Annotated in this window: 38 protein-coding genes; 7 read left to right on the top strand and 31 right to left on the bottom strand. The window is 67.7% G+C overall.

Annotation, left to right across the window (positions count from 1 at the left end):
* Positions 1-57 precede the first annotated feature (57 nt).
* The 11 genes from ACIQID_RS00315 to ACIQID_RS00265 all read right to left on the bottom strand — a co-directional run bounded on the left by ACIQID_RS00315 (position 58) and on the right by ACIQID_RS00265 (position 9,273).
* Positions 58-618 carry a hypothetical protein gene (locus ACIQID_RS00315; protein ID WP_400280958.1) on the bottom strand — a complete coding sequence of 187 codons (561 nt, stop codon included), beginning with the start codon at positions 616-618 and terminating at the stop codon, positions 58-60.
* A gap of 69 nt (positions 619-687) precedes the next feature.
* Positions 688-915 (bottom strand): hypothetical protein, encoded by a 228-nt coding sequence (locus ACIQID_RS00310; RefSeq protein WP_400280955.1) that lies wholly within the window; start codon positions 913-915, stop codon positions 688-690.
* A gap of 391 nt (positions 916-1,306) precedes the next feature.
* Positions 1,307-1,642, bottom strand: a complete 336-nt coding sequence (locus ACIQID_RS00305) for a hypothetical protein (protein WP_400280952.1) — start codon at positions 1,640-1,642, stop codon at positions 1,307-1,309.
* Entirely contained in the window at positions 1,639-2,220 is a 582-nt protein-coding gene (locus tag ACIQID_RS00300; protein WP_400280949.1) for a hypothetical protein, read from the bottom strand. The genes ACIQID_RS00305 and ACIQID_RS00300 overlap by 4 nt, the downstream gene beginning before the upstream one ends.
* A gap of 20 nt (positions 2,221-2,240) precedes the next feature.
* Positions 2,241-3,485, bottom strand: a complete 1,245-nt coding sequence (locus ACIQID_RS00295; protein WP_400280946.1) for a hypothetical protein — start codon at positions 3,483-3,485, stop codon at positions 2,241-2,243.
* A gap of 56 nt (positions 3,486-3,541) precedes the next feature.
* Positions 3,542-4,051 carry a hypothetical protein gene (locus ACIQID_RS00290; protein ID WP_400280943.1) on the bottom strand — a complete coding sequence of 170 codons (510 nt, stop codon included), beginning with the start codon at positions 4,049-4,051 and terminating at the stop codon, positions 3,542-3,544.
* 73 nt (positions 4,052-4,124) lie between these two features.
* Entirely contained in the window at positions 4,125-4,949 is an 825-nt protein-coding gene (locus ACIQID_RS00285) for a hypothetical protein (protein ID WP_400280940.1), read from the bottom strand.
* On the bottom strand, positions 4,927-6,267 hold the full coding sequence (locus ACIQID_RS00280) for a phage portal protein (protein ID WP_400280937.1): 1,341 nt from the start codon (positions 6,265-6,267) through the stop codon (positions 4,927-4,929). Before ACIQID_RS00280 ends, ACIQID_RS00285 begins: the two co-directional genes overlap by 23 nt.
* 13 nt (positions 6,268-6,280) lie before the next feature.
* On the bottom strand, positions 6,281-7,963 hold the full coding sequence (locus tag ACIQID_RS00275; RefSeq protein WP_400280934.1) for a hypothetical protein: 1,683 nt from the start codon (positions 7,961-7,963) through the stop codon (positions 6,281-6,283).
* Positions 7,963-8,460 (bottom strand): hypothetical protein, encoded by a 498-nt coding sequence (locus ACIQID_RS00270; protein WP_400280931.1) that lies wholly within the window; start codon positions 8,458-8,460, stop codon positions 7,963-7,965. Before ACIQID_RS00270 ends, ACIQID_RS00275 begins: the two co-directional genes overlap by 1 nt.
* Positions 8,461-9,060: 600 nt before the next feature.
* Positions 9,061-9,273 carry a hypothetical protein gene (locus ACIQID_RS00265; protein WP_400280928.1) on the bottom strand — a complete coding sequence of 71 codons (213 nt, stop codon included), beginning with the start codon at positions 9,271-9,273 and terminating at the stop codon, positions 9,061-9,063.
* 299 nt (positions 9,274-9,572) lie between these two features.
* Here ACIQID_RS00265 and ACIQID_RS00260 point away from each other — a divergent pair, with 299 nt between their 5' ends.
* From ACIQID_RS00260 to ACIQID_RS00250, 3 genes are all read left to right on the top strand, one after another.
* Positions 9,573-9,803: a hypothetical protein gene (locus ACIQID_RS00260; RefSeq protein ID WP_400280925.1), complete on the top strand. Its 231-nt coding sequence runs from the start codon at positions 9,573-9,575 to the stop codon at positions 9,801-9,803.
* A gap of 441 nt (positions 9,804-10,244) precedes the next feature.
* On the top strand, positions 10,245-11,063 hold the full coding sequence (locus ACIQID_RS00255) for a hypothetical protein (protein WP_400280923.1): 819 nt from the start codon (positions 10,245-10,247) through the stop codon (positions 11,061-11,063).
* Positions 11,060-11,488, top strand: a complete 429-nt coding sequence (locus ACIQID_RS00250; protein ID WP_400280921.1) for a hypothetical protein — start codon at positions 11,060-11,062, stop codon at positions 11,486-11,488. Before ACIQID_RS00255 ends, ACIQID_RS00250 begins: the two co-directional genes overlap by 4 nt.
* 65 nt (positions 11,489-11,553) lie before the next feature.
* Here the strand turns inward: ACIQID_RS00250 and ACIQID_RS00245 are convergent, their stop codons facing one another.
* Together ACIQID_RS00245 and ACIQID_RS00240 are read right to left on the bottom strand one after the other, a co-directional pair.
* Positions 11,554-11,751, bottom strand: coding sequence for a helix-turn-helix domain-containing protein (locus ACIQID_RS00245; protein ID WP_400280918.1), 198 nt, complete (start codon positions 11,749-11,751; stop codon positions 11,554-11,556).
* A complete protein-coding gene (locus ACIQID_RS00240) occupies positions 11,748-12,689 on the bottom strand; it encodes a hypothetical protein (RefSeq protein WP_400280915.1) in 942 nt (313 codons plus the stop codon). The genes ACIQID_RS00245 and ACIQID_RS00240 overlap by 4 nt, the downstream gene beginning before the upstream one ends.
* 137 nt (positions 12,690-12,826) lie before the next feature.
* Here ACIQID_RS00240 and ACIQID_RS00235 point away from each other — a divergent pair, with 137 nt between their 5' ends.
* Together ACIQID_RS00235 and ACIQID_RS00230 are read left to right on the top strand one after the other, a co-directional pair.
* Positions 12,827-12,997 carry a hypothetical protein gene (locus ACIQID_RS00235; protein WP_400280912.1) on the top strand — a complete coding sequence of 57 codons (171 nt, stop codon included), beginning with the start codon at positions 12,827-12,829 and terminating at the stop codon, positions 12,995-12,997.
* Between the two features lie 44 nt (positions 12,998-13,041).
* Positions 13,042-13,362, top strand: a complete 321-nt coding sequence (locus ACIQID_RS00230; RefSeq protein WP_400280909.1) for a hypothetical protein — start codon at positions 13,042-13,044, stop codon at positions 13,360-13,362.
* 5 nt (positions 13,363-13,367) lie between these two features.
* Here the strand turns inward: ACIQID_RS00230 and ACIQID_RS00225 are convergent, their stop codons facing one another.
* The 18 genes from ACIQID_RS00225 to ACIQID_RS00140 all read right to left on the bottom strand — a co-directional run bounded on the left by ACIQID_RS00225 (position 13,368) and on the right by ACIQID_RS00140 (position 23,163).
* A complete protein-coding gene (locus ACIQID_RS00225) occupies positions 13,368-13,802 on the bottom strand; it encodes a hypothetical protein (RefSeq protein ID WP_400280906.1) in 435 nt (144 codons plus the stop codon).
* Complete coding sequence (locus tag ACIQID_RS00220; RefSeq protein WP_400280903.1) at positions 13,780-14,253, bottom strand: single-stranded DNA-binding protein; 474 nt, start codon at positions 14,251-14,253, stop codon at positions 13,780-13,782. The genes ACIQID_RS00225 and ACIQID_RS00220 overlap by 23 nt, the downstream gene beginning before the upstream one ends.
* Positions 14,253-14,525 (bottom strand): hypothetical protein, encoded by a 273-nt coding sequence (locus ACIQID_RS00215; RefSeq protein WP_400280900.1) that lies wholly within the window; start codon positions 14,523-14,525, stop codon positions 14,253-14,255. Before ACIQID_RS00215 ends, ACIQID_RS00220 begins: the two co-directional genes overlap by 1 nt.
* Entirely contained in the window at positions 14,522-14,698 is a 177-nt protein-coding gene (locus ACIQID_RS00210) for a hypothetical protein (RefSeq protein ID WP_400280897.1), read from the bottom strand. The genes ACIQID_RS00215 and ACIQID_RS00210 overlap by 4 nt, the downstream gene beginning before the upstream one ends.
* Positions 14,682-15,350: a hypothetical protein gene (locus ACIQID_RS00205; protein ID WP_400280894.1), complete on the bottom strand. Its 669-nt coding sequence runs from the start codon at positions 15,348-15,350 to the stop codon at positions 14,682-14,684. Before ACIQID_RS00205 ends, ACIQID_RS00210 begins: the two co-directional genes overlap by 17 nt.
* Before the next feature lie 336 nt (positions 15,351-15,686).
* Positions 15,687-15,953, bottom strand: a complete 267-nt coding sequence (locus ACIQID_RS00200; protein ID WP_400280891.1) for a hypothetical protein — start codon at positions 15,951-15,953, stop codon at positions 15,687-15,689.
* The gene (locus ACIQID_RS00195) at positions 15,950-16,243 is read right to left on the bottom strand and encodes a hypothetical protein (protein WP_400280888.1); all 294 of its coding nucleotides are present in this window, start codon (positions 16,241-16,243) and stop codon (positions 15,950-15,952) included. The genes ACIQID_RS00200 and ACIQID_RS00195 overlap by 4 nt, the downstream gene beginning before the upstream one ends.
* A 139-nt stretch (positions 16,244-16,382) precedes the next feature.
* Positions 16,383-16,703 carry a hypothetical protein gene (locus tag ACIQID_RS00190; protein ID WP_400280885.1) on the bottom strand — a complete coding sequence of 107 codons (321 nt, stop codon included), beginning with the start codon at positions 16,701-16,703 and terminating at the stop codon, positions 16,383-16,385.
* A 74-nt stretch (positions 16,704-16,777) separates the two neighbouring features.
* Entirely contained in the window at positions 16,778-18,604 is a 1,827-nt protein-coding gene (locus ACIQID_RS00185) for a DNA cytosine methyltransferase (protein WP_400280882.1), read from the bottom strand.
* Positions 18,601-19,035: a hypothetical protein gene (locus ACIQID_RS00180; protein WP_400280879.1), complete on the bottom strand. Its 435-nt coding sequence runs from the start codon at positions 19,033-19,035 to the stop codon at positions 18,601-18,603. The genes ACIQID_RS00185 and ACIQID_RS00180 overlap by 4 nt, the downstream gene beginning before the upstream one ends.
* Entirely contained in the window at positions 19,035-19,793 is a 759-nt protein-coding gene (locus ACIQID_RS00175; protein WP_400280876.1) for a hypothetical protein, read from the bottom strand. The genes ACIQID_RS00180 and ACIQID_RS00175 overlap by 1 nt, the downstream gene beginning before the upstream one ends.
* Complete coding sequence (locus ACIQID_RS00170) at positions 19,780-20,760, bottom strand: hypothetical protein (protein ID WP_400280873.1); 981 nt, start codon at positions 20,758-20,760, stop codon at positions 19,780-19,782. The genes ACIQID_RS00175 and ACIQID_RS00170 overlap by 14 nt, the downstream gene beginning before the upstream one ends.
* Complete coding sequence (locus ACIQID_RS00165; protein WP_400280870.1) at positions 20,757-21,083, bottom strand: hypothetical protein; 327 nt, start codon at positions 21,081-21,083, stop codon at positions 20,757-20,759. Before ACIQID_RS00165 ends, ACIQID_RS00170 begins: the two co-directional genes overlap by 4 nt.
* A gap of 65 nt (positions 21,084-21,148) precedes the next feature.
* Positions 21,149-21,895 (bottom strand): phage antirepressor, encoded by a 747-nt coding sequence (locus tag ACIQID_RS00160; RefSeq protein ID WP_400280867.1) that lies wholly within the window; start codon positions 21,893-21,895, stop codon positions 21,149-21,151.
* Entirely contained in the window at positions 21,892-22,107 is a 216-nt protein-coding gene (locus ACIQID_RS00155) for a hypothetical protein (protein ID WP_400280864.1), read from the bottom strand. Before ACIQID_RS00155 ends, ACIQID_RS00160 begins: the two co-directional genes overlap by 4 nt.
* A gap of 62 nt (positions 22,108-22,169) precedes the next feature.
* Positions 22,170-22,622, bottom strand: coding sequence for a hypothetical protein (locus tag ACIQID_RS00150; RefSeq protein ID WP_400280861.1), 453 nt, complete (start codon positions 22,620-22,622; stop codon positions 22,170-22,172).
* Positions 22,619-22,894 (bottom strand): helix-turn-helix domain-containing protein, encoded by a 276-nt coding sequence (locus ACIQID_RS00145; RefSeq protein ID WP_400280858.1) that lies wholly within the window; start codon positions 22,892-22,894, stop codon positions 22,619-22,621. The genes ACIQID_RS00150 and ACIQID_RS00145 overlap by 4 nt, the downstream gene beginning before the upstream one ends.
* Positions 22,891-23,163: a helix-turn-helix domain-containing protein gene (locus ACIQID_RS00140; RefSeq protein WP_378823061.1), complete on the bottom strand. Its 273-nt coding sequence runs from the start codon at positions 23,161-23,163 to the stop codon at positions 22,891-22,893. Before ACIQID_RS00140 ends, ACIQID_RS00145 begins: the two co-directional genes overlap by 4 nt.
* A 77-nt stretch (positions 23,164-23,240) precedes the next feature.
* Between ACIQID_RS00140 and ACIQID_RS00135 the strand changes: the two genes are divergently transcribed.
* Entirely contained in the window at positions 23,241-23,564 is a 324-nt protein-coding gene (locus tag ACIQID_RS00135; RefSeq protein WP_378823063.1) for a hypothetical protein, read from the top strand.
* 189 nt (positions 23,565-23,753) lie between these two features.
* A complete protein-coding gene (locus ACIQID_RS00130) occupies positions 23,754-24,068 on the top strand; it encodes an ImmA/IrrE family metallo-endopeptidase (protein WP_400280853.1) in 315 nt (104 codons plus the stop codon).
* Positions 24,069-24,089: the final 21 nt, after the last annotated feature.

Genomic DNA, 24,089 nt, shown 5'->3' with positions numbered 1-24,089 from the left:
GAGGTTGAGAGACCGGGCTGGTGAGGGGATCGTCACCAGCCCGGTGGTTGGGAGTGCTCAGTCGTCGGGGTTCTCGAGGTCGGTCTCGATGACCGTGATGTCGCCGATGACCGTGCCGAGCATCGGGTACCCCGCGATGTCGCTGTTGATGAAGGTGCGATCGCCGTTCGGGACGATCTCCAGACGCGGGATGCACAGGCGCACCTGCACGTTCTCGTCATCGATGTCGTAGAGGTCGATGACGGCCGTCCGCGGGCGGACCTTCTGCCCCGAGCCGCGCACCGACGTCCGCACCCCGCCCGTGGTCGACGACGACTTCACGTCGTAGCGAAGCTCGTCGGTCATCCGTTTCTGCTCGAGCGCGACGAACTGGAACTGCGTTCCTGGCGTCTCGATGCGGGTGCGGACCACGCCGGCGCCCTGGTGGCCGCGGATGTCGGTCACCGATCCGAGCAGCGTCTCCGTGACGCCGGTATCCGTGTTCAGCCACCCGATGTCCTCGTAGGCCGCGCCCGGGGACGCTGCGAGCGTTGCCGGGAGCTGCGCTCCGAGCTCAGCGAGCCAGACGGCATCGCTGTCCGACCCGAAGATTCGGGCCAGTGCTGAGTTCACACTCATGCTGGTGTTCTCCAATCGCCCGAATCTGGGCATAGACACGCCCCGCCAGACGACGGGGTCGAACGTGGGTCAGCGGCGCGCACCGCGCACGCGCAGACGGACAGCGAACGTGTAGCGGTCTTCGTTCGTGTCAGGGTCCGGGTCGTAGTACGGCCCCGAGAAGACGGACACCGATCGCACGAGCGGCATCGCCGTGTACTCGTTCAGAAGCGCGTGACGAGCGGTAGCCGCGTCAGCGGCCGCAGTGACGGCGTCCGGCGCCGCGCACGACACCGTGATGACCGGGACGTCGAGCACACGATTCTCCGCCGCTCCTCCGGTACGCCACGCACGAGTGAACCGTTTCGGGCGCGCCGCAGGGACCTTCGTTGCCGCTGGCGACTCCGCGTTTCGTGCGTTCAGGAACGGGATGACGAACGCCTCAACGTCAACAAGCTCAACGTCCGGCATCGATCGACCTCGTCAATCGCTTCTCGCGCGCTTCCTGACGAGCGCCCTTCGCGCTGCGCGGTTGGACGTAGCCACGGGCGGTACGGGAGTGCGGACGGGAGACGTACTCGAACTCCCCTCCGGCGGCCGCAGCCATGCGACGCCCACGGGCATCGAGGTCGTCTCGGACAGCCGCGCATGTCATGATCTCGTTTAGTCCACGCAGGTTGAGTCGCACGACGGTTGCCATGGTGTCCTCCTAGCCATCGACGCGGCGCAGCGTGGCGACGTTTCCGATGGGTTCGCCGCGGCGTCGCCATTCGCGGGTCTCGCCTTCGACCTGGTAGAGCCTGCCGCGGGCGGTCACGCGTCCCGCGGGTGCGAGCACGATGTCGGGCGGCATGTAGAGGGTGGGTTCGACGATGACGCGGTTCTGACCCTCACGGGGTTCCGATGTCGAGCCGGGGTCGAACTCGAAGATGCCGACATCGATGGGGTCCTCCCACTCGGTGCGGGGGTTGCCGTGGGCGTCGGTCATGGTGTGGTCGGGCGCTTCGTACAGCACGTGCTCGGTGATGTCGCGCATCGTGCTCACCCGCCCTGGGTGACAGTGCCGCCGAGTTTGACGGGTCGGAAGCTTTGGGCGGTGGCGAGGTCGGCGGGCGACATCGCGATCTTGCCGCCGACAGCCCAGGCGGCGAACGTGCCCCCGTCGCTGAATGGGCCGGTGGTGTCCTGGAACTGGGTCATGCCAGCGCGTGCGCGTTTGTCGAGTCCGAAGGTCGCGGCGACCATTTCGGCGACGGTGGTGACTACGAGTTCGGGGACCTTGTCGTCGCCAAACTCGTAGTCGACGCGGACGAAGGGTTCAGCGCACGCGCTGATATTGAGCATGACGCCGAAGTGCGTGAAGCGAAAGCGGTGCCCGTGGTCGTCGGTCACCGAGTGGACGGTGACAACGGGCGATTCGGGCAGGTGCACCTCGCCGCGGCTCACCTTCAGGCGGGCCGTCTTCCGCCCCCGGGTGAACGTGCGGCGGGCCTCGTTGCGGAACAGCTCGGATGCCTTCGCGAGGGCCACGTCGACCTTGGCCTGTTCGGAGGAGGTCAGATCGCGGCCGAGGGCCTTCACCACATCCTCGCTGGATGCGAGTGGAGTGTACGTCTCAGCCACAATCTGACCTCCTCCTGGGCTCACGCCGCGGTGATGGCCGGCGAGGTGCCGCCGGTGAACGATCCGGCCGCGGCGACGGTCGCACGCTCGGCGAGAGTGATCGTCTTCGCGTTGCCGGGGAAGGTGCCGCCGGTGACGGTGGCGCCGGAGACGCCGTCGAGCTCGTTGAGCTCCTTGGCGATGTCGGCGTTGGAGGCGTTGTACGCGATCGGGTCGGTGGTCTCGCCATCGATCGTGATCGTGAACGTACCGCCGGTCGGTGCGCCGGTGATCGTCAGCGTGTAGGTCGGCTTCTCGGAGCCGCCAGCGCCGAAGGTGACCTTGATCGCGCGCTGGAACTTCAGCACGACCTCGTCGTTCTCGTCGCGGACGATCGACCCGTCGGGTGCCTGCTCCGGGTCGAGCACGGCGGTCGCACCGGCGAACGCGTGGACGATCGAGCGGTCCTTCAGGTGGTCACTGTCGTAGTCCCACAGCTGGGTGACCGCGAGCCCCTGACCGGCTGCGACGCCTCCGCCCTTCGCCACGCCGTTCGGCACAGCGGGGGCGACGGTCGCGATGCCGATCGCGGTCTCGTGCACGAAGTAGGACTCCGTGTCGCCGAGCGCGTCGAGCTCGACGATCGTCCAGCCACCGAGGCGGCCGACGACGCCCTCGCGGAGCGCTTCAGGCAGGCCCGCGGCGTCGACCTCGAGCAGCTTGTCGTGCGTCGCGATCGCCTCGGACACATCGGCACCGACGAGCCAGTACCGACCCGTCAGCGGCCAGTGCGCCTTCTGAGCGAGCTTGCGGGCTCGCACGGCCACCTTGCGAGCGTCCTTCTCGACCGGGTTGGTCGAGTCGACGTTGAAGGTCACGCCGAAGACGAACGCGGCGACGCGCAGCGCACCGACGACGATGTTCTCGAAGAAGTCGAGAACGGCCTGCACCTGGGGTGCCTGCACGTCGCGGACGTAGTTGATCTCGTCGAGGGTCTCCTCCTCCGGCGACAGCGCCACGGCGCTGTAGATGTGCCGGTTGAGCTTCACCTGGATCTTCGAGTTCGCCAGACGGTCGACGACGATCGCGTCGTCGCCGCGCCACGGCTTCTCGCGGGCGACGAGCACAGCGGGGCGCTTGATGTTGACGACGTCACCCTCGGCTCCCTTGAAGTCGGCGATGCCGAACTTGAACGTGAAGAGCCCGGGGGCCTTCACCTGCTTGCGGAGCAGAGAGAGCGCGGTGGCCGCGAGCTTCTGCCCCTTCACGAAAATGTTCTCTGCCACGATGGCTCCTTAGTGCTGGTGTGCGAGGACCATCGCGGATTGCGATGGTCCGGGGACTACCGGGCGGTAGCCGCTGCGACGATGTCGTCAGCGGACATCTCGCCGTCGCCGATGTTCTTCCCGTTGTCGCCCTGGCCGTCGGCGGACGGTGCGGGCTTCGGCTCGGGCAGCAGAGCGAGGATCTCGTCGGCGTGGGCCTCGAGCTCCTCGCGAGTGGAGCCGCGCAGGGCAGATGCGGGAACCTTTCGTTCCTCGAAGCCCTTCGCCTTCGCGATCTCGTCGCGGAGCTTGGCGGCGTCATCCTTGGCCTTCTGGTCAGCGATAATTTTCTCCGCGGCATCCGCGCGGGCCTTCTCTCGCTCGAGCTCGGTGCGGTTCGCGTCTTCCAACTCGTCAAAGCGTTTCGCCTTGTCTGCGTTGGAGTTGGCCCGCTCCTCGTTCTTGCGCGAGAGAGCCTTCCACTTTTCGGCCTCCGCCTGGGCGTCGGCGAGCTGCTGCTCGATGGTCTTCGCCGCGGCGGCCTTTTCGGCTTCCTCGGCGGCGATCTCTTCGGGTGTCTTCGGCATGGTTTCTTTCCCCGTTTCGGGTCATGAGAAGGGCGCCCGTTTCGGGTGCCCGTTCCCGCGGGAGTGCGGGAAGTCAGTGGAGGTCGCTGGGACCTGTGAAGCGGTCGGTGCGCCAGGTGAGGGTCGGGCCGAGTTCGCCGTGCTCGCGCGTGACGATGAGGTCCAGGAAGTCGCTGACCGGGTTCTCTCCGGTGAGCAGATGGGCGCTGCGGTCGGTCGCGCCGACCTTGGCTTCGACGGCGGCATGGGTGAGCTCGAGCAGATCGGAGTCGATGATCTGGCCGGGGTCCTGCGTGGCACGAATGCCGCGTTGGCCGCAGTCGCACCCGGGGTGCATCGGCTGCAGGTCCTTCGCGAGGTATCGCTGGGTGGATGCGATCACGCACAGCGCGCAGTTCTCCGCGCCGGAGAGCACTCGGAGTGTGTAGTCGAAGCCCGATTCGCTGTACGCGGCGCGGGCCTGCCGGTTGCGCGTCTGCTGGATGTCGGTGGAGACGATCGAGCGGAGCCGATTCAGCCCCTCCTTTCGCGCGGCTTCGAACGGCTTACCGGCGCCGAGTGCCGCGTAGGTGGCGACGGCCGGGCGCCGGTAGACCTCCTCCGCCGGCACGCCGCGGTAGTCGATCACCGTGCTCGCGTCGATCGCGACGCGTGCGACGGCGACACCATCGAGCGCCGCGAGGCGCTCGATGTAGGCGTTCGTGATCGTCGCGACCTGCACCTGCCCTCCGCGCACGGCGGGGACGATGCGGGACACGAGGCGGTCGATGTCCTCGTCGCGCAGCTGCGGCGCGCCGATCCACATCGCGGAGGCGTAGGCGAGCACCCGGTCACGAACCGATGTCACCTGCGCCATGTAGGCGTCGGTGAGACGGTCAGGTGTCAGAGTCGTCGCCACTGATCGCTCCCGTCAGCGCCATCATCTGCAGCTGCTCGGCGGCGCGGTCGGCCTCTTCACGGTCGATCTCATCGGGAGACATGCCCCAGATGTGCTGATCGATCCAGCGCTGCGACTTCCCTGCGCCCTTCGCGGCCTGCGCGGCTGCGGCCTTCTCGGTGAGCGAGATGTGCTCCGGCGACTCGAAGGTCACCTGGATCGTCTCGCCCTCGTCGAGGCCGAGGATGCGCAGCGCCGACAGCAGCGCCGCCTCCATCGGGGCGCGGGCCCGGTTGATGCGGTCCTTCGCCTTCTGGATCTCGCCCTTGTGCGCGTTCGCGGCACCGGCGGCGGACTGGTTCTGCCCCTCGGGGATGAAGACGTCGATCGGGGTGCGCATGACGGCTGCGAAGTCGCGGGCGTCCTGCTTCTCCCCCTCGAGGAGTGGGCGGATGTCGACAGCTTCGGACTCCCACACGTCGATGCCCTCGGGGAGATCGATGAGCGCGCCGGGGGCGAAGTCGAGGCGCTTGCCCCAGTCGATGTCGTTGCCCTCTTCGTCCTTCTCGGGCAGGTTCTTCAGCGCGCGGGCCTTGAACGCCTGATACGCGGTCACGACGAGGCGCTGCAGCTTGCCGAGGTTGATGCGGTCGATGACGTCGATGTGCGGTTCGAACTCGGCCACTCCGTCCTCGTTCTCGACGGCGTACACGGGTACGGGCCCGTCGTAGATCTCCGGTTCGCCGTCGAGCTCCCATCCCTCGGCGATGGTGCCGCGAATGGTGCCCGTCTCGGTCTTGACGTCGCGCGAGAAGCGCTGGCGGATGCCGGGCACCCACACGTAGGCGTAGTCCTTCTGCGCGTCGTCGTCGCGCCATGCCTTCAGCGCCGCACGTGCACGCCACGGCTGGACCGGGTCGGGTGCGGTGATGACGCGCTCGGGCGGCTCGGACGTGATGACGGGCTCGCCGTCGCGGATGCCGGTGATCAGGTATCCGACGCGCACCGACAGCATGAGTCGGATGACGTCGGCGAACACGATGCTGAGGCGATTGTCACGCCACACGCGGCGCAGCGCGTCGACCGCGGCGTTCGTACGCGAGTTGCCGACGCTGACGCCGGTCGGCACGATGCGTCCGGCGAGCGACTGGCAGCCGAGGCCCGCGTAGTTGGTGCGGGCCTTCTTCTGGAATGCCTTCCAGGATGCCTTCGTGTTCGCACCCATCTCAGGCAGCACCGCGTCCCCGCTCGCGTACTTTCGGAGCTTGGCGATCGCGGGCATCCGGGCGTCCATCCGCCGCGCGAGCACCGGCAGCCATTCTTCGGGCGTGGAAGCCATGTACGAACCTCCCTCACCTGAGCTGTCGCGGCATCCGCCGTGTCGTGTTCGCCGTCACCCCCTTGCCGAGGGCGTCGGTTCCTGCGGCGAAGGCGAACATGCACCCATAGGTGGCGTCGATCTTCCCGTAGTCCTGGTTGTCGTCGGCCTTCTTCAGCACGTACCCGGCGCGGCGCGGGTCGCGGCGCGCGTTGAGGAAGTGCTGGATCAGCGTCGGGTCGCCGTCGAAGGTGACCTCGACCTGTCGGATCGCGGAGTAGAGCTGGTCGAACGTCTCGCAGGTGCGCGTGACGTCCTTCTGCCTCCACCGGATCGGCTCTTGGACGCTCATCTTCGCCTTCAGCCGCTTGTGGTGCGAGGCTTCCCACTGCTTCACCTCGCCGGCCCATCCGGCGGACGGGTCTGCGTAGTAGCCGACGACGTTGTAGTCCCGGAACGCTTTCGCGACGGCCTGCTCGATCTCGACCTTCGGCGGCCGCCACCCCTCGCCGCGCGGACCGTCGGGCTGTTCCCAGATGCCGATGCGGAAGAAGTGGCGCTGCGTCACCGAGTAGCCGATGAGCACCGTCGTGTCGGCGATGTGCTTGTCCTTGCGTCCCTCGGACCCGTCGAAGCCGAGCGTGACGGGCTCGCGCGGCCCGACGACCTTCGTCGTGTCGATGCAGGCGCGGATCTCGGGATCGGACACGTACGCGTCGCGTGCGGCGTCGATCTGGTTGAGGAAGTCCGCGCGCATCACGGCCGGGTCGTTCGCGGTGTCGAAGAAGTCCAGTGCCCCGCGGTGCACGTCGAACCAGCCGGGCTCGCAGGGCGGATCGTGCAGCAGGCATCCGTCGGGGTGCCCCGACGAGTCGCCGTAGGCGATGCGGAGGCCGTGCACGAGCGAGTCCATGTCGTCGATGCGGGTGTCGGGCGGTGCCGGGCGGTGATCGAAGTAGATCGACCGGACGTCCTCGAGGTTGGTGTACTTCCCCGACCGGATGTCGGCCCAGAACTCGAACGATGCCTCCGCGACCGACCGCTCGCCGAGCGTGTACGCGTTCGGCGTCTCGATGGTCACGCCGCCGAGCTTGGTCGCGTTGTTGCGGAGGGTCTGCGCGAGCTTCACGCCGCCATTGCCCTTCACCCATGTCTCGGTCTGGTCGAGCGACGCGGCGACGGCCTTGAAACCCTTGATCGAGTTCGGCGAGGAGGTGATCGGAACGATGCGGCCGCGCTCGAGGGCGACGAAGGAGTCCATCGGGTCGAGGTTGAACTCGTCGACCGCGCTCCCCTGCCGCAGCATTTCGAGCAGCGGTTCCCAGGTGTTCTTCGTCTGCTCCTCGGTAACCGCGGCGATCGCAACGTACGGCGTGCGTACCTTCGACCAGGGCTTCGCGACGGGCTGGCCGTCCGCGTCCCATCCGTCGGGCACGACATCGAAGATCGCCTCGGAGATCATGATGCCGCCGACGAACGGGGACTTGCCCCAACCGCGCGGGCGGATCAGGCTCCCGCGGTGAATCAGGCGCCGCCCGGTGCGCGGGTCGAGGCGGTAGAGCTCGTTCAGGAACTCCTGCTGCTCCACGGTCAGGATGAACGGGTCGAAGATGTCATCGTCGCCGGCGTCCGGCCGGCCGAGGTATGTCGCCATCTGATCAGCAACCGTCCACCCGAGCGTCGGGAAGTCGTCTTCGTGCTGCGGGACCCAGGGCATCAGGTGGTGTCCTTCCGGGTGATGCCGCGCATTCGCTCTCGCGCCGAGACCGCCCGGTCGACCTTCGTCGCCGTGTCCGCCTCGGCGCCGGTCGCGAGCGCGAACGACATGCGCAGGCGTGCGCGGTCCTCGGGGGTGAAGCCATACTTCGCCTCGCGCAGCCGCAACTCTCCGGCGAGCTTCACGTCGCCCTTCCAGAACTGCGCATGGATCATCGCGGTCTCGGCAAGGTACGCCCAGTCGAGCTCGGTGAACTCCACCGCGAGAGGGTGCCGGGCGAGCATCGCCCACCAGTCCTGCGTAGTCTTCGGCCACGTGAAGCGCTTCTTCACGACAGTGGTCTCGCCCTGTTTGTCCTTCCCGAGCGCGTCGAAGTAGATCGTCGGGAGCTTCGGCTGTGCCGTCGGCTGGATCTCCACGACGCGCAGCTCGACGACATCCTTGTTCCGGCGCGCTCGCTGCGCGGGGTTCTTCGGCGGCCGGCCCTTGCCGGGCACTACGCGACTCGTTTCTGAGGCATCCGTATCACTCCCCGTTTCGGGTGAGCGAGGGGGCCGTTTCGGTCACCTTCGCTGTCAACTACGCACGCCAGACGCCGCTCTCACGCGCCGGTCGTTCGCATCCCTTCCACGCGCCTACCTGAGGCACGATCGGCCGCTCACGCAGCGCTCGTGACCTGCCAGAGGCGAAAATCCCCAGATTCGTACACGGGGAAAATCACAGCTCCTCCCCGCGGAGCGGGACAGGGGGGCGGGGGCTCCCCCACCCCCTCAGGAGCGTCCAGGATGCTGCTCACGGGCTCGGAATGCGGACGGCGGTCGTGGACGTGAGGCGCGTGCTTCGGCGGCCTCTGTCTGCGTCTCCCGGTTGTGGTGCCAATGGCAGAGAGTGCGGACATCATCGACGGTCGTGCGCTCACCCGGAGACCAGCGCCGGACATGGGCGGCTTCGAGCTGCGTCGTCTCCGCACATCGCGTGCGGGTGTCCCTCAGGATCGCAGTGCAACGGTGGCCATCCCGGGTGAGGCAGGCGTCACGCACCCGGGACGGTACATGGGAGGGGCGGCTGTTATCCCACGCCACGAGATACCCGCCTCGTCAGATTCGATGAGCGCGAGCTGCGCGCTTCGATGCCAGCAGGAACCAGCGCGTCGCGTCTGCCGTGTCCTCGGGTGTCGCGCCGACGAGCCAGGCATCACCCGACCGCTCGGGCTGGTGATACCGCTCGTACCGGACGCCGTCGACCACCTCGGTCTCCTCGAGCCCGTGCATCGGGTTCGGGTCCTCGGGAGGAAGAATCTCGGTCGCCATGGTCAGCCCCCTTCGCTGGTGATGGTGCCCGGCTCGCTCAGCCTGCGCGCGGGAAGATGTGCGCCGCAGCGAAGGCGAGCCGGGAGATTGTGAGGGACTGCCCACCGCCTCTATGAACGGGGAGCTGTTGCCTGTACTCTGGGCGGCATCGGCTCCTCTCCGAGCCGGTCATGCCCCCGGAGGACCACCTCTCCTCGCGGGGGTCTTCTCCGCTCGCCGCGTGATCCAGTACGTTGACGTCCATGGACTCGACAGAGGAGCTCAGCGATCGGTTGCGCCGCCGAGGCCACGCTCAACGCATGGTGACCACGGCTGCCGAGGCAGAGGCCTGGCGAGCCCGGGCACGCGAGGCGGCCGACAAGTTAGGGCGGCCGGTGCGGACGATGCAGGGCGGACTCCTCGTCCTCGCCGTGTTGAAGGACTGGCCAGCGAACGAGCTTGAACGGCAGCTCACCGACCTCCAGATCGGCAACGCGATCAAGCGGATGCGCATCCCACTACCGACTGATGCACACGGAGCTTCCCAGTGAACGACGAAAGCCCCACCGGATCGGCAGGGCTTCGGTCATAGTTCAGGTGCAAGCACAGCTTAACACACCGGATTGAAGAGTTTGAAGAGTTTCCGCCTCAGCGGTGCATCCGAGGGATCCTCGGCGCAGTGGTTACCGACATGAGGCGCGGCGGCGCCTCCTAACGATCGCGCTGATCATCAGGAGTGTGATCGATGCATAGGAAAGCCTGAGGCATGAGACTCATCCCTGGCGTCCATCTGTCGTGTTTGCCCCTCCAGCGCCGCCGAAGCTTAGAGCAAGCCTGATCAATTGTCTGTAGGTCGAAGAGCCGACAGACAAGGGCGCGGGAGGCGGACAAACTGGGTTCGCCTCCACCAGGAGCGCAAACCAGAGAGGACACACATGCCACGCCCATTCAGACACGCAGAGTATGAATCCTCCGCGAAAGAGCCCAAGGCCATGAAGCGCAAGCTCTGGCAGTCGACTGCCGCCGTGGGAATCGTCGCTCTGGTCACTCTCGGATACGGCAACGCTGCTCAGGCCGCTCAACACACCGAGACCGGCACGCCGAGCGCGCCTGTAGCTTTCGTCGCTTTCGGAAGCTCGAGCTTTGAGGACGTCTACAACTCGATGCTCCAGCTCAACGACGCCGACGAGGTCGCTGAAGTTTTGGAGACCATCGCGGCGGCTGAGGAACCCGACTTGGAAGCGCTGAAGCTCGATCAGTATTCGCCGGAGCAAGCGACGGAGATACTCGAAGCTGCAGCCCAAAGCGCCCGGGACGATACGCAGCGCCTCTCACCCCTCCAAGGGCCTTCCCCGTACCCCGTCCGAGGCGAACCCACGAACGACAACTACTCCTGGGTTTACAGCGACCGAGTTGAGTACGTCGAGCTGGAGTGGGGCCAGTGGGTACCCAAGGCGTGGATCGATTTCCGTGTCACCACCGACCCCAACGATGTAAACACCGCTTCCCAGTGGAACGCTACAAAGGGCGGCGACGGACGCCTGTCCCGTTTCGAGCTCTTCTCAAACATCTGGCAGGACCAGTTCTACATCGGCCAGCAGATCTCGACCTGGAATGTCCCTGGGTTCGGGACGCAGTGGAACATCCACCCGCAGAGACCCAACGACGGGCATCGCTTCCAGGCGCAGTACGGGATGACTGTCAAGTTGCCCAACGGGGAAGAGGTCTTCGGAACCTGGAGCACGTCTCAAAGTCGCGTTTGCGGAGAACAGACGCCCGGCGGATTTAAGTGCTTCTTCCCGGCAGCATGACCTCGCCTGAGCACGATTTCCGCACGCAGATCCTTAGCGGAACCGAGCATGAAAGGTGGCAGCTCGCTGCGCGGGAAGATCTTCCTGAATTCGCATACAGGATGCTGCTTGAGGCCGGGGAAGCCAGCGTTGTCTCCAGCCTTGCGCAGAATCCAAAGTGTCCACCGGATGTGCTTGACGACATCGTCCGCGAGGCCTCCGGAGACCTCTCGATGCAAGCGCGGCTCAATCCGAACGCGTTCCCGGATACGAAAGACCCCTCTCCCGCCGGCCAGCACAGCACGCTGTCAATAGACCGTTACCTGACTGATCGCAGCGCAACTCTCGAGCAGCGGGCGTCTTTCGCGCGAAAACACAGAGAGAGCCCTGTCTTCGGCGGCCCGCTTATCCGGGATCTCTGGAGTGAGGTCATATCCAGCAAGTGATTACCCGCACCACACCAAGGGGTAGCGATTTGCATTCGGATCGCTACCCCTTGTCACGGCCCTGCCTACACGTCTCTCGGACCCGCTTTCTTGCGGGGGCGTCCAACCTTTCGACGCATCCGCCGCTCGGCGGCGAGCACCTCATCTCGATGGAATCGCCCTAGGCGTGTAGAGAGCTCGCCAGCTTCCACCCAGTTACGCACCGTGCGATCAGTGCGCCCTGCCACATCCGCAGCCTCCTGCAACGTTAACCAGATTTTCATGCGCTTTCTCCCCTCTTCCGAGCAGCAACAGCGAGCACGTCGTCCCTGCGATACCGCCCGAGGGTCTGCTCGAGGTCTCCTGCCTTCATCCAGCCGCGCACGGTGCCCGGCTCGCGTTGCACGAGGCGTGCGGCGTCGACGAGGGTCAGCATGCTCGGGTCGTGTGGGCGGATCTCGGGCGGGGCTGGCTCGGCGAAAACCGACGCCCACAGGCCGCCGTCGTCGTTCGAGTTCGCCTCCCAGTCGCACTCGGGTGTCGCGCAGCGGTACCGCGAGGGGCGGCCATTGCGACCGGGCTGGACGCGTACAGCCATCAGGTCACACTCGGGGCACGGCGCCTGCGCCCACCGGGGCGAGTCCTCCAGCGGCCAGCGCACCGCGGCGTCCGCGACAGTCCACACGTCCGGCGCGCCCTGGTGCACGACCATGACGCCCTCGCAGAGCGCCTCGATCTGGTGCGAGTCGTTCGCGAGGTCATCGAGCTCATCGAGGATCACGTCGGCGGCCATCCGGACGACGTCGTGCGCATCATCCGCCATCGCGCCGGCGGCGAGGCCCGCGCCGGGGCGGTCCTCCCCCGCGACGTGGTTCGCCCACATGTTCAGCGTGGTGGTGATGTCGTTCGAGGCGTCGATGAGGTCGGCGGCCACGGGCGCCGGGATCTCGACCGACGAGGACTGCACCCGGATCCGGTCGAAGACCGCGGCCTTCGTCGGGTCCGCGATCGAGCGGAGGTGCCGGACGACGTCGGCCGCGTCCTCGAGGTGGCGACGGAGGGTCCGGTAACAGCGCTCGCAGATGAGCACGCCGTCTCGAGCGTCCACCTGGGCACAGCCGGGGCACGGGTCGTCGCCCTTGTACGCCTCTCCGCTGCGGGTGCAGGTGGCGAAGTGCTCACCCCGGATCTTGCAATCGCGGATGCAGTAGCGGTCAGACATCGTCGGCTCCTTCCGCTGACGTCAGCGCAGGAACCGGCTCGGTGATGACCACGCGATGAGTCATCATCTTGATGCGCTTCCTGGGCTGAATCCAGAACCCGTATCCATCGGGTGCGGATGCGCGTAGCGTGAACAACATGTGGACCGTCCTCGTCATCTTGCTCATCGTGTGGGCCGTCCTGGCCGTTGTCGGCTTCGCCATCAAGGGCCTGCTCTGGCTGGCAATCATCGGAATCATCCTGTTCGTCGGCACTGTGATCTTCGGGCTCTTGAGGAACCGCAGCCGTAAGGGCCCCTCCGGGCCCTGAACGTGCTCCGCCGATCCCGGCGGAGATAACGAAGGAGCAATGCCATGTCTGTTGGAGACCACATCAAGGCGGCGTCTGAAGGCGCCTCGCACCTCACCCAGCGCGTGGTCGACGCGGTCGAACGCAGAGTCAACGATGCGACTACGGCCGTTGAAAGCGCGACGGGAACGACCGGAGAGAAGATCCGCGAGATCATCGGCCGAAGCGGGAAGGAGGAGGAAGCTGCCCGTGCGGCCGCAGACGATAGGTCCGATCGGGACGCCACCGAACACTGGGCTGACGACGGTGGTGAGACGCTTACTGCGCCTCGCGACCGTTCTCTGAAGCCCAAGCACATCGCTGGACAGCATCCGGAACGCGGATAGCGAGTTCACGCCTCGGTCCCTTCCTGCTTCACCTGCACCCGGCGGGGCGAATACCACCCCTCGGGGCCGCAGGGACCGAAGCACCCGTCCACGCGGTCCCACGGCGCCGGGGTGACGGCGGATTCAGCACGCAGAGCGGCCCGCACGAACTTCACCGGAACTCGCCCCCACTTGCGCATGTCTGCGTCGGTTTTGTCGCACTCCGCCAGCAAAACGCGGCGCGCGTCGGGCGGTTCGCCCTGCGGATCCGGGGTGCGGAGGTGCTCGTCGTCGGTCGGGGTGCTCACATCCTCCACGACCTTCGCCGCCTTCACCGCCAGCCCACGCACATAGTCCGTGAACTGCTCAGGCGACAGTGCACCCATCCCGCCGTCGTACACCTCATCCCGCAGCGCCTTCTCGAGCTCGTCAATGAGCTCAGAACGGTGTGTCGTCGCCATAGGTCCATCCCCCCTCCGCGGACGGCTCCGGGGTCGCCCACTGCTCCTGTGCCGGGGCCGCGGCCGCCGGCTTCTGTCCATCGGTGCGCGCGGCGCGCGTGACCTGCGCAGTCGCGTAGCGGAGGCTCGGGCCGATCTCATCGACCTCGAACTCGATCGCCGTGCGCTGGTTGCCCTCGCGGTCCTGGTAGGAGCGCTGACGGAGACGGCCCTGCGCGATGACGCGCATGCCCTTCGCCATCGTCCCGGCGACGTGCTCGGCGAACTCCCGCCAGCACGAGGCCCGGAGGAACAGCGCGTCGCCGTCCTTGTACTCGTTCGCGGCGCGGTCGAAGATGCGCGGGGTGCTCGCGATGGTGAAGTTCGCCACCGGGAGGCCGTTCTGGGTGTAGCGCAGCTCGGGGTCGGCGGTCAGATTGCCGACGACGGTCATAACGGTCTCGCCGGCCATCAGCGCTTACCCTCCGGCTTCTGGGCGCCGGCGGCTTCCCGTTGCTCGCGGGCCACTCGTGCGGCCTCGGTGCGCTCGTCGCGGACGCGCTGCTCCTCGGCGATCTCGGCGGCGATGAACTCGACATCGACGTACCCGGCGAGGATGAGTCCCTCCGCCATCCGCACGCGGGTGTCCTTCTGCGACTGGGGCGATGCCTCGCGCAGCTTGTCGACGACGCGCTCGCGCACGGCGAGCCAGTCGGATGCTGCGATCTCGGTCTGCTTGCTCATGATGCTGTCCTCCTCAGTGCCGCGGCGTGTGCCTCGGCTGCGATCTTGCGTGCGGTCTCCCGCGGGGTCTCATCGGCCTCCGCCATGAGGCGGAACCGGAAGCGCTGGTCCTTCGTGAACCTCGTGACAGTCATCTCGATGAAGTCAGCGAGGGCGTCAGAATGGGGTTCCATTCCAGGGCTCCTCTGTCTCTTGGATCTGCTCGTACTCGGTCATCTGCTCGCCGTAGCGGGCCTCCTGGACCCAGCGATCGTGACGCCGGCGCGCGGTGCCGCAGGGTCCGCAGTCCTTGAACCTGCCGAAGGGGTGATCGGGGCATCCGATGGGCGGAGCATCCAGCAGCAGCGGTCTCCGAGGCGGCCGCGGCTTGCTCTCGTGCTCGTCCGCCCACTGCGCCCACTCCGACGCCCGCTCGGCCTGCTCGGCACGCACCCGCTCCCCCGCTCTCACCCGCGCTCCCCCCACAGCCACGAACGTTCGCGAAGATTCGCGGTGAGGCGGCTCGGGGCAGTTCGACCACGCGAGGCGCGCGTCGACCCGCAGCGGGCGCCGCAGCACCAGGTACTCGGTCCCGTCGTGCTGGTAGAAGTCCAGGAACCCGGACTCGTCCAGCATCAGCAGATGCTCGAGCACGAGCTCGGTCGCCGCCTCGCCGGGATAGATCGCCGCCGCGAGCAGCTCCGGCACCACCTCGCGGCGGCCGAGGCCGTCGGTGTGCAGCCACAGGCCGATCGCCGTCGGCTTCGCGACCATCGGGGCTCGCAGATACCCCGGGAACTGCAGATCCTCCGCGCTGATCTTCCGTTGCACGTTCTTCGTTGACACCTTGATCGTTCCCTCTCGCGAATCCCTCGAAGCACAGGTCGACGGCGAGCTGCAGGTGGTGCTCGTCGACCGAGAAGCACTCGGTCCACCCGCGGCCCATGAACAGCAGCTCGCGCGCTTCGTCCTCGTTGTTGAATGCCTGCGGGAACCAGCGGCGCAGCGTGCGCAGTGCCTCGGCCTCCCAGGTCTTGTCCGTGCCGCGGGCGAGGACGACGATGTGCCCGCCGGAGCGGGTCATCATCTGCACCCGGTGGAACCGCCACGCGCGCCCCACCTTCAGCACGCCAGCCTCGGGCCAGTACACGACGTAGGTCATCGCGAACTCCGGCATCGCGCTCATCGCGTCCTCGCCTTCTTCGCGGGCGCGACGTCGCCGCGCCACTCCCGATGTGCAGGCGAGACCTTCGAGCACAGTCCGAACCGGTCGAGCCCGTTCGTGATCTGCCCGCACAGGCGGCAGGTCGGCTTGCCCTCGTGGATCATGTCGACGACACGGAGCTGCTCGAGCGTGACCTCACGGTTCGGCACCCATGGCTTCGCCTCGATCGCCGATGTCGTCGCGGCGAGCGATCGCGCGATGTTCGCCTCGAGCACGGCGGTCATGCCGCGTCCTCGATCAGTTCGGCCTCACGGCGTGCCTGCCACTGCCGTTCGAACTTCGCGAACGTGATCCGCGGGTGCGACTGCCAGTGCTCGACGAGCTCCTCCGAGGCGTACGCGAGCGCGCGGGTCTCCGTGCCCATGAACAGGGTGAACGGGTCGATGCCCTTCTCGCGGCCGCGGGCGTTCAGCATCGCGCCGCGCGTAGCCTCCTCCGCGGCGAGGAACTGCGCATAGAGGGTGTCGTCGTACTCGGCGCGCCACGCGGAGAACGCTTCGCTGATGATGCTCACGACACACCTCCGTGGACGGAATGCGGGAACATGCTCGGAGATCCGCACGTAGAGCAGTGCTTCCGCGTCTCCGGATGCCGGCGGCCGCACTGCTCGCAGTGGATGATGCGGATGCCGGTCTGGGTCGTCTGCGGCGCGCTCATGCGATCGCCTCATGCCAGCGCAGCCACTCGGCGCCGTAGACGCTGCAGCCCATCTCCATCGCGACCGCACGGGTGATCCGCACACGGATCACACCCTCGAGGCGGAACCAGGCCATCTCGAGCGGGTAGAAGACGGGAACGCGCTCCGGGTGCGCCACCCAGCGGCGGACCTTCCATCCGAAGCGAAGCGCCGTCGCCTGCAGCGCCCCCTCGCAGCCCTCGTTGCAGGGACCGCAGAGCGACAGGCCATCGACCGGTGAGGGCACGTTCTTGGAGCCGCCCATGCCCACCGCTCGACGGTGCTGGAAGGTGAGCACCAACACTCCGCAGGCGGCACACCTGCGCTCGTCGCGTCGGTAGACAGCCTCGCGAGTTGCAGGCGTAGGAGCGCTCATGCTGCCACCGCCAGGAGGAACTCGGCGACGGCGTGACCGAGGTCGCGCGCCGCGGGCGGCGTGACCGCGTTCCCGGCCTGCTTGACCTTGTCTCGCTTCGACCCGAGCAGCAGGTAGTCGGGTGCGAAGCCCATGCCCGCCTGGATCTCGTGCGGTTCGAGCATCCGGAAGCCGGCGTCCTCGACGTCGAGGCTGATCGGCTCGCTCGGCTCGATGAGCGACTGGTGCCCGGCGGTCGTGAGCGCGCGCAGCGGCTCGCCCACGGGCGTTGACATCTCGGCACCGGAGCCCCGGCCGTTGTTGTTCCGCATGACGAGGGCGTGGTGGTTGCCCTCCGCGCTGACCGTGTCGATCGGGTGCGAGGTCGGCTTCGCGACACCGTGGTTCCGCAGCGGCACGACCAGCCCGTCAGCCTCCCGCGTGGTGATCGCAGGCATCGCAGCTGACGTCGGCGTCGCGGATTCGCGCCAGGTGCCGCCCGCGGGCACCAGCAGCCCGGTCTCGTTGCGCGTCGACTGCGTGCGTAGCGGTTCGGCGGTGGAGGCGACGCTCTTGCCCTCGCGGCCCTCGACGGGCACGAGCAGCGAGGCGTGGTTCCCGCCGGCGACGAGCGACGGCAGCGCCTCGGAGATCGGTCGCGATCGCGAGTCGTCGGCACCCGAGAGGTTGTTGACGAGGAGCGCGTGGTTCGCGCCGTCGGCGACGACCGTGGGCAGAGCATCCCCGAGATCCTGAGTGCGGTCGCGCTGCCGGAACTGAGCGAGGAACGCGGGCGGGATCGCCAGCCCGTGCTCGGCGCTGCCGGTCTGCACCGGCATCGGCGCGTCGAGCTCGGACACCCGGAGGTAGTTCGACCCGGTGGTGACGCCGTCGTAGGTGTTCCCTGCGGCCTTCGCGACGATGGGCGCCCAGTGGCGTTCGATGCCGCGGCGGATCCGCTCGACGGTCTTCGCCGCGAGCGGCTTGGTACGGTCGCCGATGCGCGGCGCGGGGATCGACCAGTCGATGATCGAGGCGGCCGGGAGCCAGCCGGGCTCGACGACCTGCCAGCACTTCGGGCACCGGTAGAGGTACTGGGCGCGGTAGCGGCCCCACTGCTCGGTCTTCTTGAACGCCTGCACGGCCTGGATCTCACCGTGTTCGAGGCAGAGCGCCATCGGACTGGTCCACTTCCGGACGTTCGGACCCGTGAGACCCTTCTTCTTGCTCGCGAGGTCCTCGCGCCACATCACGATGTACATGCGGTCGCGGGACTGCGGGGCCGGGAGTCCGCCGATCTGCGCGTGCATGCTGTTGAGCCACGCGAACTGCATCCGGTAGCCGAGCTTCTCCATCGCGAGCTGCCATGCCGGGAACTGGTCCCAGCGGTACGCGTCGACGACGTTCTCGAGGATGATCGCCATGTACCGGTGGTGCTCGGCGAAGCGAGGGATGTCCCACATCGTCGCGCGGGACCGGTTCGCGGCCTCGTCGGGCAGCGGCGCGGTGCCGTCGAGCTCGAACAGAGCGAGGTCCTGCTGGCGCTGCCGCTTGATGCCCTTCGCGATCGAGTGGTTCGTGCACTCCGGGGATCCCCAGAGGACGTGCGTACGCGGGAAGTAGCGCGGGTCGACCTGCGAGATGTCCGCCTGCGAGTGGTCGGTGTCGGGGTGGTTCATCTGGTGCGATTTGATCGCGAGCGCCCAGTGGTTCGCCGCGATGACGACCTTGTATCCGGCTTCGACGAGGCCCGAGGACGAGCCGCCGGCTCCGCAGAACAGGTCCGTCACGGTGAGGCCGTTCCACGGCACCTCCGGGTGCCGGTAGCCGGCTGCGGCGCTCATCGGTGCGCTCCGTACTGCGTGGCGATCGCGCGGTTGATGTTGAGCATCGAGTTGACCTTCGTGCGCAGCGCGCGCTCCGTGCCTTCGGCGTAGTGGTACTCCGCCTTGACGTTGTGCCATGCCTCGAGTTCGGTCTGCGCGTCGGTGTCAGCCATCGCGCGGGCGAACGTGGCGGGCACGTTGTTGCGCCCGTAGTGCGCGAGCCGCGTCTGCTTCTTGGCGATGTACGCGCGTTCGGCGTCGTAGCGGCGACGGTTGATCTCGAGCATCACGTCGGGCAGCTTCTCCATGAGGCCGACGGCTTCGCGGATGAAGTACTCCATCTCGGTGGGGTTGGTGGGGTGGTAGTCGAGGAGCTGCGCGCCGGCCTTGATCGCGAACGTCGCGGCCTCGGTCGTCATCACCTCACCGGTGTTCGGGTTCGTGTACATCAGCGGCGTCCCTTCTTGCGGGCCGAGGCGCGGCGGGCCGCGCGGTTCTGCGGCGGCAGGTGATCGCGCGCGGCGGGCCGTTCGACGACGGGCGTCTCGGTGGCGGCGACGACGGGTGCGGGCTCGGCGGTGGAGAGCGCCCAGGCGGACTCGACGAGCGCCTTGCGCTGGTTGCGGGCCGTGCGGTGCAGGTCGGTGCCGGCCTTGTCGGGCGTGAACGCGCGCACGGCGCGCGCCTCCGCCTCGAGCGCGTCGATCTGCTCGATCGTTTCGGCCGCGAGGAACTCGGCCGCCCAGTCGCGCTCCGTCGCCGGCGCGGTGCTCGTGGGGGCGTCCGGGAGGTCGCGTTCGTCGACCTCCTCCTCGATGCGGATGTCGCCGAGGAGATCGCGGAACGTCTGCCGGAATGCGACCATGCGCACGGTCCGGCCGAGGTGCCGCATCGGCGAGCGGTCCCACTTCGCGGCCCACTCCTCGGACGCGGCGGGGTACTGCTCAGCCCAGCGGATGGTGACCTTGGTCGGGACGCGCACCTCCTTGCGGTACACCTCGACTCGCGCGAACTCGGGGTGCGCGATGAGCGTGCGGATGGGCTCGCCGCTCAGGCCGATCTCGAGGGTCGGCGCCCATGCTTCGGTCCAGGTCTCGCCGTCGTCGGAGAACTCGACCGGGCCGGTGCCGTCCCAGAGGCCGGAGGCATGCACGATGTGCTCGACCTCGCCGATGGTCTTCTTCTCGATGAGCTCAGTCGTTGACATGCTCGACCTCCTGGAACTTCAGAGCGGGCGCCTTGCGGGTGGTGCGGGGGAAGTGCTTCAGCGCCGATGCCTCGAGCACGGCGAGCTCGACGCGCAGCGCCTCGACGTGGGCGTGGACCTCGGGGGCGGCGGCCTTCCATGCGGCTTCGTCGATCGACACCGTCTCGGAGACGGTGGTCTGGAACCCGCCGTGCTCGGTCATGCCGACGGCGCCGAAGCGCTGAGCACCGGGGAGCTTCGCGGTCGCCGCCTTGACCTTCGCGTTCGCGGCCTTCTCCGCCTTCACTGCGGCGTCGAGGTCGCGCTTCAGCGGCGCCCAAGCGGCGACGGCTTCCGTGACGTCGTCGGGGAGGTCGTCGACGTCGGGGCATCCGGCGTCGCGCCAGGCGATGAAGTTGTCGGCGCGCTCGACGAGGTACGCGATCATCTCCTCGTCGCGGGGCACCGGGATCCAGGTCGCGCCGTTGACGGGCGGCATTTCGTCTTCGTCGCGGACCTCGAACCCGTAGAGGGCATAGTCGGCGCCGAGGACGTGGATCTGCCACTGCATCTGCGCCATGTGCTCGATGGGGATCGTCCAGGAGTCCCAGCCGAACTCGTGGGACTTCACCTCGATGACGACGAGCGCGCCGTCCTGGTCGATGCCGATCGCGTCCGGGGTGGCTCGGTGCAGGTCGTTGTCGAGCGCGGCCCACAGCGCGGCGTTGGGGGTGAGCGACGCGAGGCGCTCGGCGGCCTCGTCGAGCAGGGCGGCCTCGCGGGCGTGCCCGGCCGCCGTGGCCCGGTTGCCGCGGAAGGTCGAGCCGTTCATCTTCTGCTCGAGGATGGCGCGGCGCGCCTTGATGCCGGCGCGTGCGATGCGCCACGCGTCGGAGGCGGTGACGCCCTCGCCGCGCTCGAGCATCCACACGGTGCGGGGCGCGTCGCCGGGTACGACGACGCGGGCGGCAGTGATCTGCGGGGTCATGACTGGTCGTCCTTCTTCGGGAGCGGGATGAGGAACGCGGCGACGAACGTCGCGAGGCTGAGGAGGACGCCGAGGTCCGCGCCGTTGACTCCGGTCGTCGGGTCGGCGGCGGCGGGGCCGCAGATGGCCGTGCCGAGGAGCGCGGCGACGACGGCGACCATGCGTCCGGGAGACAACGGCCAGATGCTGCGGTGATCGGTCGCGATCGGTCCGTCGATCACGGGTGCGGTGCGCTCGGCGACGCTGAGGTGCATGTCAGCGGTCAGCGGTGCGAAATCGTCCACCGGTTCGACGTTCTCGTCGGTATCCTGTGTCTGAGGCATGTGCTTGCCTTTCGTTTTTTGGTGGGGCGTCCGTTGCCGCGGGCGCCCCGCTTTCGTGTGTGGGGTCAGGGTGTGAGGGCGCCGGCGCCGAGCCGGACGCGGAGGCGCTCGATGCCCTTCGGCGTGATCCGCACCTGCGGTGCCGAGGGCTTGAGGTCGCCGGTGTCGTGGTCGCGGTACGGGGGCATCGCGCGGACCTTCAGGTAGCCGGCGTCGACCGCGCGGGCGTACGGCGCCCAGCGACCCTTCTCGCCGCGGTAGATCCAGCCGAGCTCGTGGAGCTTGTCGAAGAGGCGCTGCGGGCCGGTCTCGATCCCGGCACGGGAGAGCATCGGGGCGACGTCGCGGACCGCGTAGTCGGTGCCCGCGTCGGCGATCTCCTCCCACGCCTCGGCCATCGGCGCGAGCACGGCGATCTGCTCGTCCTTGCGGGCGATGATCTCCTGCGCCTGCACGACGGCGCGCGCCATGAGCTGCTCCGGCGTCTCGACCGCATAGGTGCCGGTGCGGCTGATCGCGGGGATCACCTCGTGCGTGACCCACCAGCGGAAGCGGCGGGCCTCCGGCTTGTCGGACCGGATGACTACCTCGTACATGCCGGACTCGGACACGATCGTGACCGCGCGGCGCTGACCACCGGAGCTGATGTCCGTCTGGCGGATATCAGCCTCGTCGAGGCGCGCGGCGACGTTGCCGACGTTTGCGACGCCGAGCACGCCGCAGATGTCGGCGAGCACGAACCAGACCTCGCCGTCGACCGCGACGGTGCGCACCTGTCGGTCGGCGTAGTCGAAGACCTCGAGCGCGCTCACGACTCGTCCTCCTCGATCGCGGCGAGGCCGGCTGCCATCAGCCGCAGGAGGACAGCGACGGCCAGCGCGGCGAGCGTCACGATCAGGAGCAGCAGCCCCCATGGTGCGAGGACGAACGCGAAGACCGCGGCGACGACCGCGACGACGGTGTAGGCGTAGGACGTGGCCCGCACGATCGGGCTCAGCCGTCCGGCCGGGGCAGCCGTCCCCACGCTGCCCCGACCCGCCTGGTCAGACTCCCCAGCGGACCGACCGAGTTCCCATGTCTCGGAGTTCATGACTTCACCCCAGATGGTGCGCCCGGCGCGGGAGTCGAGGAAGTCTCAACCGCGCCGGGCACGTCCCCTACGATCGACTCAGAAGCGACGCGGGATTCCGGCCCCGGCGCATCGACCAAAGGGGAACTAGCGTGACCGCGAAGAGCGACATCGAAGCGATCAAGAACCAAGCAGACCTCAGCGATGCTGAGCGACTCTGGCAGGCGATTGAGAAGCTCGCCGAGCACGTCGACGCTGCGCCTGCCGCCGCAGCGAAGCTTGCGGAAGTCAGCATTGCGCAGCAGTTCCGGCGCCTGGGACGCTAGCTCCGCACGGACCACGCGGACGATCCCGTCACGGATGTCTGCCGTCAGCGCGCCATGCTCTACCTCATGGGCATGACGCGCGAGGAGCGAATCATGGCCGCGACCATCATCATGCGAGACGCCGTTGAAGAGATGCTCGCTCACGAGGCCGCCTCCGCTTCACGGCAGGCGGCGAACCACTCGATCACGTCGGTACGCGAGTAGCGGATCAGACTCGAACCCGGGATCTTGTGCCAGACCGGGCCGGCTTCCTCCCCGCGCGCCCGCGCATCGCGCCAACGCTCGAGAGTCTTCGTGCTCACTTCGAGGATCTCGGCGAGTGTCTTCGGCGACATCACCATCGGCATCTGCTCGAAGCCCTCCGGCGCTTCCGACGAGGCATCGGCCGTCGCGACCGGGAAAGCAATCGTCCTCACGATGCAACCGCCTCGGCGGACTCGATCGCACGCTCAGCGCGGGCGATGATGCTCGAAGCCGACGTGCCGAGCTCCGCCGCTACCGCCGCCAAGAGAGACGGGGTGAAGGCCGCGTGCCCGTTGACGCGAGACGACAGGGTTGCGCGGCGGATTCCGAGCTTCTCTGCAATTCCCTTCACAGACGCCGTCCGGCTCCGGGCAATCTCCGACCGCACTTCGGCGGCGACACCGGCATCAAGGCCGGTGAACCCAATTCGGTTCATCTCCATGCCGTCCACTGTGAACCGAACTCGGTTCAAAGTCAAGTTGGTTGCGCCGAGTGAACCGAAATGGGTACACTCGGGGCGTGGCCAAGAACCTGCTCCCTATGGACGCCCTAATTGCCGGATACCTTCACGAGGCGGTCCAGGATGCGGGCATTACCTACCGCAAGCTCGCCGCAGCCACGGGAATGTCGATCAACCGGATCGGGATCATTCTTCGCCAGGAGTCGCCGCCTGCAACGCTAGGCGAGATCGGCATGATCGGGTCCGCAGTCGGCCTTACCGCATCGGAACTCGTCGAGCGAGCCGAGAACGTCGTACGCACCAGACAGGATTACGACCTGGTCGCCAACGACTCGATCAACGAGTTCCCCGAAGGCGACGACGCGGATTACGACCACGCGTGACACCAGCCCTGTCGATCACGCACCGCATTTAACGACCGCCACCATGCCCGATCGAGGGGGTTACTCATGGACGTCTGGAATCTAGCTGCCGACATGGGGCTAACCGTCCGGGAGCGGCGAGGCGCACACCGAAGCGGCTACGCTCCCGACGCGAACCACATTGACCTAACTCCTGGAATGCGGGGGCGCGTGCTCCGCGGCGTCATGTGCCACGAGATCGCGCATCACGTCCTCGGGCACCGCCCGACGGATTTCGGCCTGATCCGCAACCGCCAGGAGGCCGCCGCGAACGCGTGGGCGGCGCAGGCGCTCATAACGCCAGCGGCCTATGCCGAGGCCGAGCATCACTACGGGGGTCACTTAACCTCGATGGCGATCGCGCTAGGCGTGCCTGATGAGCTCGTGGTCGCCTTCCGAAGCCTGTTGCTTCGCACGGAAGGCGCCGTCTACGTCGACCCGCGCATGGGCGCAGGGCAGTTCGCGCACCGCATCGAGGTCGGATAGTGGCGAAGGCCTGGATCTCGG

The organism is Microbacterium sp. NPDC091676, assembly GCF_044756645.1.
Taxonomy (GTDB): domain Bacteria; phylum Actinomycetota; class Actinomycetes; order Actinomycetales; family Microbacteriaceae; genus Microbacterium; species Microbacterium paraoxydans_D.
This window is presented reverse-complemented; position numbering and strand designations above follow the sequence as displayed.

Bases quoted from the DNA above. Each gene is read 5' to 3' on its own strand.
- ACIQID_RS00315 (WP_400280958.1), bottom strand. From the start codon at position 618: ATGAGTGTGAACTCAGCACTGGCCCGAATCTTCGGGTCGGACAGCGAT.
- ACIQID_RS00290 (WP_400280943.1), bottom strand. From the start codon at position 4,051: ATGCCGAAGACACCCGAAGAGATCGCCGCCGAGGAAGCCGAAAAGGCC.
- ACIQID_RS00280 (WP_400280937.1), bottom strand. From the start codon at position 6,267: ATGGCTTCCACGCCCGAAGAATGGCTGCCGGTGCTCGCGCGGCGGATG.
- ACIQID_RS00275 (WP_400280934.1), bottom strand. From the start codon at position 7,963: ATGCCCTGGGTCCCGCAGCACGAAGACGACTTCCCGACGCTCGGGTGG.
- ACIQID_RS00265 (WP_400280928.1), bottom strand. From the start codon at position 9,273: ATGGCGACCGAGATTCTTCCTCCCGAGGACCCGAACCCGATGCACGGG.
- ACIQID_RS00260 (WP_400280925.1), top strand. From the start codon at position 9,573: ATGGTGACCACGGCTGCCGAGGCAGAGGCCTGGCGAGCCCGGGCACGC.
- ACIQID_RS00255 (WP_400280923.1), top strand. From the start codon at position 10,245: ATGAAGCGCAAGCTCTGGCAGTCGACTGCCGCCGTGGGAATCGTCGCT.
- ACIQID_RS00250 (WP_400280921.1), top strand. From the start codon at position 11,060: ATGACCTCGCCTGAGCACGATTTCCGCACGCAGATCCTTAGCGGAACC.
- ACIQID_RS00245 (WP_400280918.1), bottom strand. From the start codon at position 11,751: ATGAAAATCTGGTTAACGTTGCAGGAGGCTGCGGATGTGGCAGGGCGC.
- ACIQID_RS00240 (WP_400280915.1), bottom strand. From the start codon at position 12,689: ATGTCTGACCGCTACTGCATCCGCGATTGCAAGATCCGGGGTGAGCAC.
- ACIQID_RS00235 (WP_400280912.1), top strand. From the start codon at position 12,827: ATGTGGACCGTCCTCGTCATCTTGCTCATCGTGTGGGCCGTCCTGGCC.
- ACIQID_RS00230 (WP_400280909.1), top strand. From the start codon at position 13,042: ATGTCTGTTGGAGACCACATCAAGGCGGCGTCTGAAGGCGCCTCGCAC.
- ACIQID_RS00225 (WP_400280906.1), bottom strand. From the start codon at position 13,802: ATGGCGACGACACACCGTTCTGAGCTCATTGACGAGCTCGAGAAGGCG.
- ACIQID_RS00220 (WP_400280903.1), bottom strand. From the start codon at position 14,253: ATGGCCGGCGAGACCGTTATGACCGTCGTCGGCAATCTGACCGCCGAC.
- ACIQID_RS00215 (WP_400280900.1), bottom strand. From the start codon at position 14,525: ATGAGCAAGCAGACCGAGATCGCAGCATCCGACTGGCTCGCCGTGCGC.
- ACIQID_RS00210 (WP_400280897.1), bottom strand. From the start codon at position 14,698: ATGGAACCCCATTCTGACGCCCTCGCTGACTTCATCGAGATGACTGTC.
- ACIQID_RS00200 (WP_400280891.1), bottom strand. From the start codon at position 15,953: ATGACCGCCGTGCTCGAGGCGAACATCGCGCGATCGCTCGCCGCGACG.
- ACIQID_RS00185 (WP_400280882.1), bottom strand. From the start codon at position 18,604: ATGAGCGCCGCAGCCGGCTACCGGCACCCGGAGGTGCCGTGGAACGGC.
- ACIQID_RS00180 (WP_400280879.1), bottom strand. From the start codon at position 19,035: ATGTACACGAACCCGAACACCGGTGAGGTGATGACGACCGAGGCCGCG.
- ACIQID_RS00175 (WP_400280876.1), bottom strand. From the start codon at position 19,793: ATGTCAACGACTGAGCTCATCGAGAAGAAGACCATCGGCGAGGTCGAG.
- ACIQID_RS00170 (WP_400280873.1), bottom strand. From the start codon at position 20,760: ATGACCCCGCAGATCACTGCCGCCCGCGTCGTCGTACCCGGCGACGCG.
- ACIQID_RS00165 (WP_400280870.1), bottom strand. From the start codon at position 21,083: ATGCCTCAGACACAGGATACCGACGAGAACGTCGAACCGGTGGACGAT.
- ACIQID_RS00140 (WP_378823061.1), bottom strand. From the start codon at position 23,163: ATGGAGATGAACCGAATTGGGTTCACCGGCCTTGATGCCGGTGTCGCC.